General features: G+C 71.9%; 14 protein-coding genes. 13 read left to right on the forward strand and 1 reads right to left on the reverse strand.

Translation table 11 applies throughout. The features are described from left to right. Position 1: 1 nt before the first annotated feature. A complete protein-coding gene (gene tkt, locus FXF60_RS00490) occupies positions 2-2,149 on the reverse strand; it encodes a transketolase (RefSeq protein WP_151523298.1) in 2,148 nt (715 codons plus the stop codon). 215 nt (positions 2,150-2,364) lie between these two features. Here tkt and FXF60_RS00495 point away from each other — a divergent pair, with 215 nt between their 5' ends. The 13 genes from FXF60_RS00495 to FXF60_RS00555 all read left to right on the forward strand — a co-directional run bounded on the left by FXF60_RS00495 (position 2,365) and on the right by FXF60_RS00555 (position 13,406). Then, entirely contained in the window at positions 2,365-3,333 is a 969-nt protein-coding gene (locus tag FXF60_RS00495; RefSeq protein ID WP_151523299.1) for a heme o synthase, read from the forward strand. Then, complete coding sequence (locus FXF60_RS00500) at positions 3,330-4,331, forward strand: COX15/CtaA family protein (RefSeq protein ID WP_151523300.1); 1,002 nt, start codon at positions 3,330-3,332, stop codon at positions 4,329-4,331. The genes FXF60_RS00495 and FXF60_RS00500 overlap by 4 nt, the downstream gene beginning before the upstream one ends. Next, the gene (locus FXF60_RS00505) at positions 4,328-5,059 is read left to right on the forward strand and encodes an ABC transporter ATP-binding protein (protein WP_238335613.1); all 732 of its coding nucleotides are present in this window, start codon (positions 4,328-4,330) and stop codon (positions 5,057-5,059) included. The genes FXF60_RS00500 and FXF60_RS00505 overlap by 4 nt, the downstream gene beginning before the upstream one ends. Then, a complete protein-coding gene (locus tag FXF60_RS00510) occupies positions 5,056-5,826 on the forward strand; it encodes an ABC transporter permease (RefSeq protein ID WP_238335614.1) in 771 nt (256 codons plus the stop codon). Before FXF60_RS00505 ends, FXF60_RS00510 begins: the two co-directional genes overlap by 4 nt. Positions 5,827-5,903: 77 nt before the next feature. Beyond that, positions 5,904-6,698 (forward strand): helix-turn-helix transcriptional regulator, encoded by a 795-nt coding sequence (locus FXF60_RS00515; RefSeq protein WP_151523301.1) that lies wholly within the window; start codon positions 5,904-5,906, stop codon positions 6,696-6,698. 30 nt (positions 6,699-6,728) lie between these two features. Then, a complete protein-coding gene (gene sufB, locus FXF60_RS00520; protein ID WP_151523302.1) occupies positions 6,729-8,150 on the forward strand; it encodes a Fe-S cluster assembly protein SufB in 1,422 nt (473 codons plus the stop codon). Then, the gene (gene sufD / locus FXF60_RS00525) at positions 8,150-9,373 is read left to right on the forward strand and encodes a Fe-S cluster assembly protein SufD (RefSeq protein ID WP_151523303.1); all 1,224 of its coding nucleotides are present in this window, start codon (positions 8,150-8,152) and stop codon (positions 9,371-9,373) included. The genes sufB and sufD overlap by 1 nt, the downstream gene beginning before the upstream one ends. Then, positions 9,370-9,705 (forward strand): non-heme iron oxygenase ferredoxin subunit, encoded by a 336-nt coding sequence (locus FXF60_RS00530; protein WP_151523304.1) that lies wholly within the window; start codon positions 9,370-9,372, stop codon positions 9,703-9,705. The genes sufD and FXF60_RS00530 overlap by 4 nt, the downstream gene beginning before the upstream one ends. 28 nt (positions 9,706-9,733) lie before the next feature. Then, a complete protein-coding gene (gene sufC / locus FXF60_RS00535; RefSeq protein ID WP_151523305.1) occupies positions 9,734-10,495 on the forward strand; it encodes a Fe-S cluster assembly ATPase SufC in 762 nt (253 codons plus the stop codon). A gap of 29 nt (positions 10,496-10,524) precedes the next feature. Then, positions 10,525-11,868, forward strand: coding sequence for a SufS family cysteine desulfurase (locus tag FXF60_RS00540; protein WP_151523306.1), 1,344 nt, complete (start codon positions 10,525-10,527; stop codon positions 11,866-11,868). Then, complete coding sequence (gene sufU / locus FXF60_RS00545) at positions 11,868-12,362, forward strand: Fe-S cluster assembly sulfur transfer protein SufU (protein ID WP_151523307.1); 495 nt, start codon at positions 11,868-11,870, stop codon at positions 12,360-12,362. Before FXF60_RS00540 ends, sufU begins: the two co-directional genes overlap by 1 nt. Positions 12,363-12,391: 29 nt before the next feature. Continuing rightward, positions 12,392-12,715, forward strand: a complete 324-nt coding sequence (locus FXF60_RS00550; RefSeq protein WP_151523308.1) for a metal-sulfur cluster assembly factor — start codon at positions 12,392-12,394, stop codon at positions 12,713-12,715. Position 12,716: 1 nt separating this feature from the next. After that, on the forward strand, positions 12,717-13,406 hold the full coding sequence (locus FXF60_RS00555) for an acVLRF1 family peptidyl-tRNA hydrolase (RefSeq protein WP_151523309.1): 690 nt from the start codon (positions 12,717-12,719) through the stop codon (positions 13,404-13,406). Positions 13,407-13,627 lie beyond the last annotated feature (221 nt).

The raw sequence follows: 13,627 nt of genomic DNA on the forward strand, positions 1-13,627 counted from the left end.
CTCAGACCTTCCCGCGAACCGCCTCCAGCGACTCGCGGGCGGCGGCGGCGACCGCCTCGGCGGTGATGCCGAACTCGGAGTAGAGACGCTCGTAGGCGGCAGAGGCGCCGTAGTGCTCCAGCCCCACCATCCGGCCGTGGTCCCCGACCACCTCGCGCCAGCCTTGGGTGACCGCCGCCTCGACGCTGACCCGGGCGCGGACGGCGGCCGGCAGCACCTGCTCGCGGTAGGCCTCGTCCTGGGCGTCGAACCACTCGCGGCACGGCATGGAGACCACCCTGGTGCGGATGCCCTCGGCCTCCAGCGCGGTGCGTGCCTCCACCGCCAGCTGCACCTCCGAGCCGGTGCCGACGAGGATCACGTCCGGCGCCCCACCGGTCGCGTCGACGAGGACGTAGCCACCCTGGGCCACGCCGTCCGCGGACGCCATGTCCGAGCGGGAGAAGGTGGGGACGTTCTGCCGGGTCAGGACGAGAGCGGTGGGGTTGTCCGTGATCCCGAGCACGGTCCGCCACGCGACCACCGTCTCGTTCGCGTCCGCCGGGCGGACCACGTCCAGGCCGGGGATGGCGCGCAGCGCGGCCAGGTGCTCCACCGGCTGGTGGGTGGGGCCGTCCTCCCCGAGCCCGATGCTGTCGTGGGTCCACACGTAGACCGGGTTGACCTCCTGTATCGCGGCCAGCCGCAGCGAGGGACGCATGTAGTCGGAGAAGGTGAGGAACGTCCCGCCGTAGGGGCGGGTGAGACCCTCGAGGCAGATGCCGTTGAGCATCATGCCCATGCCGTTCTCGCGGATGCCGAAGTGCAACGTGCGGCCGTACTCGTCCCCGGGGAACATGTCGGTCGACTTGGACGACGGCACGAAGCTGGGCTGACCCTTCATCGTGGTGTTGTTCGAGCCGGCCAGGTCGGCGGAGCCGCCCCACAGCTCGGGCATGACGTCGGCCAGCGCGGTGAGCACCTCGCCGGACGCCTTGCGGGTCGCCATCCCCTTTTCGTCGGCCGGGAAGGTGGGCAGGGCGTCGTCCAGGCCCGCGGGCAGCTCGTGCGCCCGGACCCGGTCGAGCAGCTCGGCCCGGTCCGGGTGGGCGGTGCGCCACGCCTGGTATGCCTCGTCCCACCTCGCGTGCGCCTGCTGGCCCCGCTCGACGACGCCGCGGGCGTGCGCGAGGACCGCGTCGTCCACCTCGAAGGTGCGGCGCGCGTCGAAGCCGAGCAGCTTCTTGGTGGCGGAAATCTCCTCGGCACCGAGCGCGGAGCCGTGCGCCGCGCCGGTGTCCCGCGCCTCGGGGGCGGGCCAGGCGATGATGGTGCGCAGCAGCACCAGGGTGGGGCGGTCGGTGCGCGCCCGGGCCGCCTGGAGCGCGGCATACAGCTCGTCGACGTTCTCCGTGTAGGGCTCGGTGGCGCGCCAGTCGACCACCTCGGTGGCCCAGCCGTAGGCCTCGTAGCGCTGGGCCACGTCCTCGCTGAACGAGATGTCGGTGTCGTCCTCGATCGAGATGTAGTTCTGGTCGTAGATCACCGTGAGGTTGGACAGCTCCTGGTGACCCGCCAGCGAGCAGGCCTCGGAGGAGACACCCTCCATGATGTCGCCGTCGGAGGCGATGACCCAGATCTGGTGGTCGAAGGGCGACTCCCCGGTCGGCGCCTCCGGGTCGAACAGGCCGCGCTGCCGGCGCTGGGCGAGCGCCATGCCGACGGCGGACGCGAGCCCGGACCCCAGCGGGCCGGTGGTGATCTCGACCCCGTCGGTGTGGTGCACCTCCGGGTGGCCGGGAGTCTTCGAGCCCCAGGTGCGCAGCGCCTCGAGGTCGCTGATCTCCAGGCCGTAGCCGGACAGGTAGAGCTGGATGTACTGGGTCAGGCTCGAGTGGCCCGCGGAGAGCACGAAGCGGTCCCGCCCCAACCAGTGCGGGTCGCTGGGGTCGTGCGTCATGACGTTCTGGTAGAGCAGGTAGGCGAGGGGGGCCAGGCTCATCGCCGTGCCCGGGTGACCGCTGCCGCACTTCTCGACCGCGTCGGCCGCCAGCAGCCGGACGGTGTCGACCGCCCGCACGTCGGCGTCGGTCCAGCCGACCTGGGAGCAGATGGGCCTCGCGAGCTGGTCGTCCCGACCCGCGGTGTAGTTCTCGGTGGAGGTGCTCACTCGTTCATCTCCTGACGCTACGGAAGGCGTGTGGTCCGAGCAGCCCGGGGGAGGGCTGCGGCATACCCCCGACCTTAGTCCCTCCGGCGCACCGCGCGAGCCGGGCAGGGGTGCTGGCTCCCCGGCACCAGGTGCACCGACGACCGGTAGGATGACGGACGCGAACCGGCGCCCCGCGCCCGGAGGACCTGCACCAGACCACGTCGAAGGACACCGTGACCACGCTCGATCCACGCCCCGCGCGACCGGACCGCGGGCGCACCGGGTCCGACGCCGCTGCAGGACGCGGCTGGCGTGAGGTGGTGCGGGACTACGTCTCCCTCACCAAGCCGCGGATCATCGAGCTGCTGCTCGTCACGACCTTCCCGGTGATGTTCCTGGCCGAGCGGGGGATCCCGCCGGTGTGGCTGATCGTGGCGACCCTCGTCGGCGGCACCCTGGCCGCGGCGTCGGCCAACGTCCTCAACTGCTACCTGGACCGGGACATCGATGCCCGGATGCACCGGACCTCCAACCGGCCGCTCGTCACCGGTGCCGTCTCTCCCGGACACGCCCTGGTCTTCGGGGCGGCGCTGGGCGTCGCGTCCGTCGTGTGGCTCGGGCTGGTCGTCAACTGGCTGTCGTCCGCCCTGGCGCTGGGCGCGATCGCGCTGTACGTCGTGTTCTACACGCTCGTCCTCAAGCGGCGCACGAGCCAGAACATCGTCTGGGGCGGGGTCGCCGGCTGCATGCCGGTGCTCATCGGCTGGTCCGCGGTCACGAACAGCCTGTCCTGGTCGGCGCTCGTGCTCTTCGCCGTGGTCTTCTTCTGGACCCCGCCGCACTACTGGCCCCTGTCCATGCGGTTCAAGGAGGACTACGCGGCCGCCGGGGTGCCGATGCTGCCCGTCGTCGCCGAGGACGTCGCCGTCGGGCGGCAGGTCGTGGCCTACTCCTGGGTGACGGTCCTGACCTCGCTGGTGCTCGTGCCGGTCGCCCCCATGGGCTGGATCTACACGGTGGTGGCCGCTGTCGCGGGCGTCGTCTTCCTGCTCGAGTCGCACCGGCTGCTGCACCGCGCCAGGGCGGGTGTCACCGGGCCCGGCCTCGGGGCCATGCGGCTCTTCCACTTCTCGATCAGCTACCTCACCCTCCTCTTCCTCGGCGTGGCGGTCGACCCGCTGCTCTACCTCCCGTTGCGATGACGCTCACCGACGCGCGGGTCTCGCCCCCGGTGCTGGAGCGGCTGCTGCCCCGGACCCCGGGGCGGTGGCTCCGCACGATGGCGTGGGCCTCCCTGCTGGCGAACGCCACGCTGGTGCTGACCGGTGGCCTGGTCCGGCTGACCGGCAGCGGTCTGGGCTGCCCCACCTGGCCGCGGTGCACCGAGGCGTCGTGGACGAACACGCCGGAGATGGGGGTGCACGGCTACATCGAGTTCGGCAACCGGTTGCTGACCTTCGTGCTCGCCGCGGTGGCCGTCCTGACCTTCCTGGCGGTCTGGCGGCTGCGCCGTCGGCACCGCGACCTGTTCACGCTGGCCCTGCTGATGGGTCTCGGCATCCCGCTGCAGGCGGTCCTCGGCGGCGTCACCGTCGTCACCGGCCTCAACCCGTGGGTCGTGGGGGTGCACTTCCTGGTGTCGGCGCTGCTCATCACCCTGGGCGGCGTCCTGGTCAACCGGTCCCGCCGGGCGGGCCTGCCGCACGTGGCGCATGCCGAGCGCGCAGGACAGGTCGGGGAGGGGCGGCGCACGATCCGCGGCGTGGGAGCCGTCCTGGCAGGCAGCGTCGCCCTGGCCGTCTACCTGGGCACCCTGGTGACCGGGACCGGCCCCCACTCCGGCGACAGCGGTGAGGTCGCCCGGCACACCTTCGACGCCTACCTGGTGACCCGGGCCCACGTGGTGCCCGTCTACGTGCTGGTGGGGACGCTGGTGCTCGCCTTCGTCCTGGCCCGGCGCTCCGGCTGGCCGCGGCCGGTGCGGCGACGCCTGCTGCTCCTGGGCGCGCTGGTCCTCGCGCAGGGCGCGGTCGGCTACTACCAGTTCGCCACCGGGCTGCCGGTGGTCGCCGTCGGCCTGCACCTCGTCGGCGCCGCGTCGCTGTGCGCCGTGACCGCCATGACGGTGGAGACGATGTATGCCGTGAGCGCGGCGGCGGGCTCCCGGACCGCCCGTGCCGACGTCGTGGCGGCACCGTGAGCGCCACGCGGCCACCGGCGCTCGAGCTGACCGACGTGACCCGACGGTTCGGGGACGTCGAGGCGCTGCGCGGACTCACCATGACCGCGCGCCCCGCCCAGGTCACCTGCATCCTGGGGCCGAACGGTGCCGGCAAGACCACCGCCGTCGAGATCGCCGTGGGTCTGCAGCGTTCCGACTCCGGCACGGTGCGGGTGCTGGGGACCTCGCCCTGGGGGGCGTCCGCGGCGCACCGGGCACGGGTGGGGGTGATGCTGCAGGACGGCGGGCTGCCGCAGGCGGTCACCCCGAGGATGCTGCTGGAGCACCTCTCCCGGCTGTGGGCGGACCCTGCCGACGTCCGGGAGCTGGGCCGCCGGCTGGGGGTGCACGCCTTCGACAGCACCCCGGTGCGGCGCCTCTCCGGGGGTCAGCGCCAGCGCGTGGCGCTGGCCGCCGCGCTGGTCGGGAGGCCCCTGGTGGCCTTCCTGGACGAGCCCACGGCCGGCCTGGACCCGCACGCGCGCCGCGAGGTGCACCAGCTGATCGCCCAGGAGGCCGGTGGGGGAGCGGCCATGGTGGTCACCACCCATTCCTTCGACGAGGCGGAACGTCTGGCCGACGAGGTGGTGGTCATCGTCGGCGGCCGGGTCGCGGCCCAGGGCACCGTCGACGCGATCTGCACCCGGACCGGCTGCGGCGGCCTCGAGGACGCCTACTTCACCCTCACCGACGGGGCCCTCGCGTGACCGCCGCGACCCCGGCGACCGCGGCCTCGGCGCCGAGGCGGGTGCTCGCCCAGACGCGCTTCGAGGCGCTCGGGCTGCTCCGCCACGGGGAGCAGCTCCTCGTGTCGGTGGTGCTGCCGCTGCTCGCGCTCGTCGTGCTGTCCCGGCTGCCCGCCCCCGACTTGTCCGTCGGGCGTTGGGAGGGGGTCGCCCGGATCGACGTCCTGACGCCGGGGGTGCTGGCGCTGGCCGTGCTGTCCACCGCGTTCACCGGGCAGGCGATCCTGCTCGGCTTCGAGCGTCGATGGGGGGTGCTCCGCCTGCTGGGGACGACCCCTCTGGGCCGGGGTGGGCTGCTGCTCGCCAAGGTCGGGGCGGTGCTGTGCGTCCTGGTCCTGCAGCTGGGGGTCCTGGTCGTCGTCGGCCTGGCGCTCGGGTGGCGGCCGCAGGCGGGCGGGCTGCTGCCGGCCGCGGTGGCCGTGGTGCTCGGGGCACTGGCCCTGGTCACCCTGGCGGTGTGCCTCGGTGGTGCGCTGCGCGCCGAGGCCGTGCTGGCCCTGGCCAACCTCGTCTGGGTGCTGCTCGCCGGGGTCGGTGGGGTGCTGCTGCCGGCGGCCGCCCTCCCGGGTGAGGGCGTGGTCTCGCTGCTGCCGTCCGCGGCCCTCGGGGACGCCCTGCGCGCGGCCTTCGTCCTGGGGGAGTGGGACGGTCGGGCGCTGCTGCTGCTCGCCCTCTGGGGAGCCCTCGGGGCTGTCCTCGCACGACGGCTCCTACGCTGGTCGGACTGAGGTCCCGGGGCGCTCCGTGGTGAGGGTCGCCTTCCTTGGCAGCGACCAGATCAATACGTCACACTGACATGGTGAATATGGCGGATGTGCCCGCCCAGATGGCGGAGGTGCACGACGAGTCCCGCACCCGGGACCGCGTGCGTCATGCCGTGGGGGAGCAGGCACCCGTCACCGCGAGCGTGCTGGCCAAGGACCTCGGGCTCACGCCCGCCGCGGTGCGCCGCCACCTGGACGCCCTGGAGGACGCCGGCCTCATCGCCGAGCACGACGGGCCGCTCCCCGGCCGTCGCGGCCGCGGCCGCCCCGCCCGGGCCTACGTGCTCACGGCCCTGGGGCAGGAGCAGTTCAGCACCAGCTACGACGGTGTCGCCACCGCCGCCCTGCACTACCTCGCCGACCGGGTGGGCGTGCCCGCCGTCGAGAACTTCGCCGAGGCCCAGATCGCCGAGCTGGAGACCCGGCTCCGGGAGAGGGTCGATGCGGAGGTGGCCGAGGCCGGGTCGGACGACCTGCAGACCCGGACCGCCGCCCTGGCGAAGGCGCTCTCCGCCGAGGGGTATGCCGCCTCCACCCGCCCGGTCGGGGAGGGCACCGGCCTCGCCGGCCTGCAGCTGTGCCAGGGTCACTGCCCGGTGCGCGAGGTCGCGGTCGAGTTCCCGCAGTTCTGCGAGGCCGAGACCAAGGCCATCGCCCGCATCCTGGACGTGCACGTGCAGCGGCTGGCCACCCTGGCCGGCGGGGAGCACGTGTGCACCACCTTCGTCCCGACCGGGGCGCTGGGATCTGCACCACCGACCGCGGAAGAACGAGCCAGTGCGCCGCCGTTCATCCTTCGACGGGACCAGCGCAGCAGCGCCGGTCCGGACGACTGACCACCACATCCGCCCACGAGAGGACGTGACATGAGCACCAACATCGAGGAGCTCAACCCAGGCCTGAAGGACCTGGGGAAGTACGAGTACGGCTGGGCAGACCGGGACGACGCCGGTGCCTCGGCCAAGCGTGGACTCTCCGAGGAGGTCGTCCGCGACATCTCGGACAAGAAGGCCGAGCCGGCCTGGATGCTGGAGCAGCGGCTCAAGGCGCTGCGGCTGTTCGACAAGAAGCCGATGCCGCACTGGGGCGCCGACCTGTCGGAGATCGACTTCGACAACATCAAGTACTTCGTGAAGTCCACCGAGAAGCAGGCCACCACCTGGGACGACCTGCCCGAGGACATCAAGAACACCTACGACCGGCTGGGCATCCCGGAGGCCGAGAAGCAGCGCCTGGTGGCCGGCGTCGCCGCGCAGTACGAGTCCGAGGTCGTCTACCACCAGATCCGCGAGGACCTGGAGGAGCAGGGCGTCCTGTTCCTCGACACCGACACCGCCCTGCGGGAGCACGGCGACCTGTTCCGGGAGTACTTCGGCTCGGTCATCCCGGCCGGCGACAACAAGTTCTCCGCGCTCAACACCGCGGTCTGGTCCGGTGGCTCGTTCATCTACGTGCCGAAGGGTGTCCACGTCGACATCCCGCTCCAGGCATACTTCCGGATCAACACCGAGAACATGGGTCAGTTCGAGCGGACCCTGATCATCGCCGACGAGGGCTCCTCGGTGCACTACGTCGAGGGCTGCACGGCGCCGATCTACAAGACCGACAGCCTGCACAGCGCCGTCGTCGAGATCGTGGTCAAGAAGAACGCCAAGGTGCGGTACACCACCATCCAGAACTGGTCCAACAACGTCTACAACCTGGTCACCAAGCGCGCGACCTGCGACGAGGGCGCGACCATGGAGTGGATCGACGGCAACATCGGCTCCAAGGTGACGATGAAGTACCCCGCCGTCTTCCTGCTCGGCGAGCACGCCAAGGGCGAGACGCTCTCGGTCGCCTTCGCGGGTGAGGGCCAGCACCAGGACGCCGGCTCCAAGATGGTGCACGCCGCACCGCACACCTCCTCGACCATCGTCAGCAAGTCGGTGGCCCGCGGTGGTGGGCGCTCGTCCTACCGCGGGCTGGTGCAGATCAACGAGGGCTCGCACCACAGCAAGTCCTCGGTGGTGTGCGACGCCCTGCTCGTCGACCAGATCTCCCGGTCGGACACCTACCCCTACGTCGACGTCCGCGAGGACGACGTCCAGATGGGGCACGAGGCGACGGTCTCCAAGGTGTCCGAGGACCAGATGTTCTACCTCATGTCCCGAGGCATGTCCGAGACCGAGGCGATGGCCATGATCGTGCGCGGCTTCGTGGAGCCGATCGCCCGCGAGCTGCCCATGGAGTACGCCCTCGAGCTGAACCGCCTCATCGAGCTGCAGATGGAAGGAGCCGTCGGCTGATGTCGCTGCTCATCGGTGACGACACCGAGAAGACCCATACCGACCCCCAGGCCCAGATCGGCGGGGACCACCGCATACCGGACCAGTCCCGTGCGGCCCGCACCCGGTCCTTCGACGTGGACGCCCACCCGGTCCCCACGGGGCGCGAGGAGGAGTGGCGGTTCACCCCGATCGACCGCCTCGGCAACGTCTTCAGCGACGCGGCCACGGACGACCGGGCCGGTGACGCCGCGGCCGAGTTCGACGTACAGGCCGGGGACGCCGTGCAGGTGTCCACGCTGGCGCACGGCCAGGCCCCGCGGGGCACCGTGCTGGTCCCCGAGGACCGTGGAGCGGTCGTCGCGTCGGCCAACACCGCCGACGCGCTGCACCTGCGGATCGCGCCCGAGGCCGAGCTGTCCGAGCCGGCGCGGGTCAACGTCACCGGACAGGGTGCGGGGCGACGCAGCAACGCGCACTACGTCGTCGAGGCCGGCGCGCACAGCAAGGCGCTGCTGATCCTGGACCACACCGGCGCCGCCGACCACACCGGCAACCTGGAGGTCGTCGTCGGTGACGGTGCCGACCTCACGGTGGTGTCGCTGCAGCGCTGGGACGACGAGGCCCTCCACCTGGCGCAGCACGAGGCGCTGGTCGGCCGGGACGCGACCTACAAGCACATCGCGGTCTCCATCGGCGGCAGCATCGTGCGGATGAACTCCAACGTCCGGTATGCCGGTCCGGGAGGCGACGCGACGCTGCTGGGCGTCTACTTCTCCGACGCCGGGCAGCACCTCGAGCACCGCTCCTTCGTCGACCACAACGCTCCCCGGTGCACCTCGCTGGTCACCTACAAGGGTGCGCTGCAGGGCGACACGGCGCGCACCGTCTGGGTCGGCGACGTGCTCATCCGGGCCGAGGCAGAGGGCATCGACACCTACGAGCTCAACCGCAACCTGGTGCTGACCGACGGGGCCCGGGCCGACTCCGTGCCCAACCTCGAGATCGAGACCGGTGACATCGAGGGTGCTGGCCACGCGAGCTCCACCGGCCGCTTCGACGACGAGCAGCTCTTCTACCTCATGTCCCGCGGGATCAGCGAGGAGCAGGCCCGCCGGCTCGTGGTCCGTGGCTTCTTCGCCGACATCATCGCCAAGATCGGCGTCCCGGAGGTCGTGGACACCCTCATGGAGGCGATCGAGGAGGAGCTGTCGCTCACGATGGGGAGCCAGCCCGGAGCATGAGTGAGCCGATCCGTGTCTGCGCCGTCGACGAGCTCCCCACCACGGTGGGGGCCGTCGTGGCCGACCTCGACGGGCGCCGCGTCGCCATCGCGCGCGACTCCGAGGGCAGCCTGCACGCGTTCGACGACACCTGCAGCCATGCCAACGTCAGCCTCGCCGAGGGTGAGGTCGAGGGCCAGCTCATCGAGTGCTGGCTGCACGGCTCGCAGTTCGACATGACGACGGGGGAGCCGGTGCAGCTGCCGGCCACCGTGCCGATCGCCGTGCACACCCTCACCGTGGACGAGGACGGCAGCGTCCTCGTCACCCTCAACGACACCACGCGCGTCTGAGCGCGACCTACCTTCGACAAGGAGAAGCATGACCACCCTGGAGATCAAGAACCTGCAGGTCAGCGTCGAGACCGAGGACTCCGCCAAGGAGATCCTGCGCGGCGTCGACCTGACCATCAACTCCGGCGAGACGCACGCCATCATGGGCCCGAACGGCTCCGGCAAGTCGACCCTGGCCTACGCCATCGCCGGTCACCCGAAGTACACCGTCACCGGTGGTGAGGTGCTGCTGGACGGCGAGAACGTCCTGGACATGGGCGTCGACGAGCGTGCCCAGGCGGGGCTCTTCCTCGCGATGCAGTACCCCGTCGAGGTGCCCGGCGTGACCGTGTCCAACTTCCTGCGGACCGCCAAGACGGCGGTCGACGGAGAGGCCCCGAAGCTGCGGCACTGGGTCAAGGACGTCAAGGTCGCGATGGAGGCGCTGCGGATCGACCCGACCTTCGCCGAGCGCAACGTCAACGAGGGCTTCTCCGGCGGTGAGAAGAAGCGCCACGAGATCCTCCAGATGGAGCTGATCGAGCCCAAGATCGCCATCCTGGACGAGACCGACTCCGGCCTGGACGTGGACGCGCTCAAGGTCGTCTCCGAGGGCGTCAACCGGGTCAAGGACAACACCGGGCTCGGCGTCATGCTCATCACCCACTACACCCGGATCCTGCGCTACATCACCCCCGACTACGTCCACGTCTTCGTGAACGGCCGGGTGGCGGAGTCCGGCGGTCGCGACCTCGCGGACCAGCTCGAGGAGGAGGGCTACGACCGCTTCCTCACCGCTGCGGGCGCCTGAGTCCCCACGACACGAGGCGAGGCGAGGCGATGACGACGGGACGGCCGGACGCGGCTCCCCTGAGCGAGCTGGAGGTGGCCCGGATCCGGGCCGACTTCCCGCTGCTCGGACGGAGCGTGCGCGGCGGCCGACCGCTCGTCTACCTCGACAGCGGGGCCACCTCGCAGAAGCCGAGGGTGGTGCTGGACGCCGAGCGTGAGTTCTACGAGCGGCACAACGCGGCGGTCCACCGGGGCGCGCACCAGCTCGCCGAGGAGGCCACGGACGCCTTCGAGGCGGCCCGGGCCACGGTGGCCGGCTTCCTGGGCACCGACCCGGGGCAGGTGGTCTTCACCAAGAACGGCACCGAAGGTCTGAACCTGCTGGCCTATGCCTTCTCCAACGCGGCCGCGCCGGGCGCGCTCGACGGCGCCGACCCGGACTGGGCGCGGCGGCTGCACGTCGGCCCCGGCGACGAGGTCGTCGTCACCGAGATGGAGCACCACGCCAACCTCGTGCCGTGGCAGGAGCTGTGCCGCCGCACGGGCGCCACGCTGAGGTGGGTCGGTGTCACCGACGACGGTGAGCTGGACGACCGAGCAGCGCGTCTCTCCGAGGTCATCACCGAGCGCACCAAGGTGGTCGCGCTGACCCACGTCTCCAACGTGCTCGGCACGCTGAACGACCTCCGACCGGACTCCACGGTCGTCGCGGCCGCCCGCGCCGTCGGGGCGCTGGTCGTGGTGGACGCGTGCCAGTCCGCGCCGCACCTCGACATCACCGCGCTCACCGCCACGGACTCCGGGGTCGACGCACTCGTCTTCACCGGCCACAAGACCCTCGGCCCCAGCGGGGTGGGTGTGCTCTGGGCCCGACGCGGTCTGCTGGAGGCGATGCCGCCCTTCCTCACCGGGGGCTCGATGATCGAGATCGTCCGGATGGAGGGCTCCACCTGGGCGCCGCCGCCGGCGAAGTTCGAGGCGGGCGTGCCCATGGCTGCGCAGGCGGTCGGTCTCGCCGCGGGGCTGGACTACCTCACCGAGGTGGGTCTGGACCGGGTGCACGCCCACGACCAGCAGCTCATGGGGCATACCCTCGACCTGCTCGCCGACCGCCCCTGGGTGCGCGTGCTCGGCCCCGAGCCGACCCACCGGCGCGTCGGCGCCGTCGCCTTCGTCGTCGACGGGGTGCACCCGCACGACGTGGGGCAGGTGCTCGACGACTCCGGTGTCGCGGTGCGCACCGGGCACCACTGCGCCTGGCCGTTGCACCGTCGGCTGCGCCTCCCCGCGTCGACGCGCGCCAGCTTCGGTGTCTACACCACGCTGGAGGAGGTCGACGCCTTCGCCGAGGCGCTCGACCGCGTGCCGCAGATCTTCGGGATGGCCGGCTGATGGATCTCTACGGCGAGCTCATCCTCGACCACGCGAAGCGGCCGCAGCACGCCGGGCTGCGCGAGCCCTTCGACGTGGAGGTGAACCACGTCAACCCCACCTGCGGTGACGAGATCAGCCTGCGGGTGCACCTGGACACGGTCGACGGTGGTGCGCAGGACGGGGCCCTGGTGCTGCGGGACGTGTCCTACGACGCCCTGGGCTGTTCCATCTCGGTGGCCGCCGCCTCGGTGATGGCCGAGGAGACCCTCGGCCACCCGGTCGCCGAGACCCTGACCACCTACCGGCACCTCCACGCCATGCTGACCAGCAAGGGGCAGGACCCCGGCGACCCGGAGCAGATCGGTGACGCCGTCGCCTTCGCCGGGGTCGCGAAGTACCCCGCGCGCGTCAAGTGCGCGCTGCTGCCCTGGACCGCCTACCTCGACGCCCTCGCCCGAGCCGGCGCGGACATCTCCGCCGCCAGCGAGCACGGCGACCGGGTCGACCCCTGAGAAGTTCCACCGCCTATCCTGGAGGGATCATGACGACCACCACACCGCCCAACGTCGCCGATGTCGAAGAGGCCCTGCGCGACGTCGTGGACCCCGAGCTCGGCATCAACGTCGTCGACCTCGGCCTGGTCTACGGCGTCACCGTCGACGCCGCCAACCACGCGGTCATCGACATGACGCTCACCTCGGCCGCCTGCCCGCTCACCGACGTGATCGAGGACCAGGTCGCCCAGAGCCTGGAGGGTCTGGTGGCCAGCCACCGGATCAACTGGGTCTGGATGCCGCCGTGGGGACCGGACAAGATCACCGAGGACGGTCGCGAGCAGCTGCGCGCGCTGGGGTTCAACGTCTGAGATGAGCCGCACCCGCCGGGTCGAGGTCGCTCCCGAGCGGCTCCCCGGATGGGTGGAGCGGTTCGCCGCGTCCCACGGCGAGGTGTCGCGGTCGCTCGACCCCGGCACCGACCCGGCGTCCTGGCAGGTCGAGGCCGCCGACGGTTCCTGGGCCCGGTTGACCGGCTGGCGGGACGCCGTGCGGTCGGGGCCGGACGACCCGGGATGGCCGCCCGCCTCCTGGCTCCGTCCGCCCCCGCTGCTGGTGGTGCTGGTGCGCCGGGGCGGGTATGCCGTCGCCGTGGCCGCACCCGACGGCACGCTGGTCGCCCACAAGGTGGGCACCCGGCACGTGCAGTCCCGGACCGCCGCCGGGGGGTGGAGCCAGCAGCGGTACGCCCGGCGCCGGGGCAACCAGGCCGACGCTCTCGTGCAGGCCGTCACCGGGCATACCGTGCGGCTGCTGCTCGTGCCGGAGGCCGATGACCTCCGTCGTGACCTCGGCGGCGTGGTGCTCGGGGGAGACAAGGCTCTCGCCGCCGAGGTGCTGGCCGGGGTGCGCCAGGACGCCGCGCTGCCGCAGGACCTCCGGACGGAGCTGTCCGGGCTGCCCCGGCGCGAGCTGTGGGACCTGCCCGACCCGCGCCGAGCGGTGCTCGAGGACGCCGTCCGGCGGGGTCGCGCGGTGCAGGTCGAGGTGCACAACGCCTGACCTGCCGACCGAGCGTCGCTTGTGGTCGTCCCTGGGGCCACCGAGCGTCGCTTGTGGTTGTCCCTGGTGCCACCGAGCGTCGCTTGTGGTTGTCCCTGGTGCCACCGAGCGTCGCCTGTGGCGAGATGAGCAACCACAGGCGACGCCCGGTCGGTCTGAGGGCAACCACAGGCGACGCCCGGTGGGTCTGAGAGCAACCACGGGCGACGCCCGGTGGGATG

This window comes from Serinicoccus kebangsaanensis (genome assembly GCF_008919445.1).
In the GTDB taxonomy this organism is placed as follows: domain Bacteria; phylum Actinomycetota; class Actinomycetes; order Actinomycetales; family Dermatophilaceae; genus Ornithinicoccus; species Ornithinicoccus kebangsaanensis.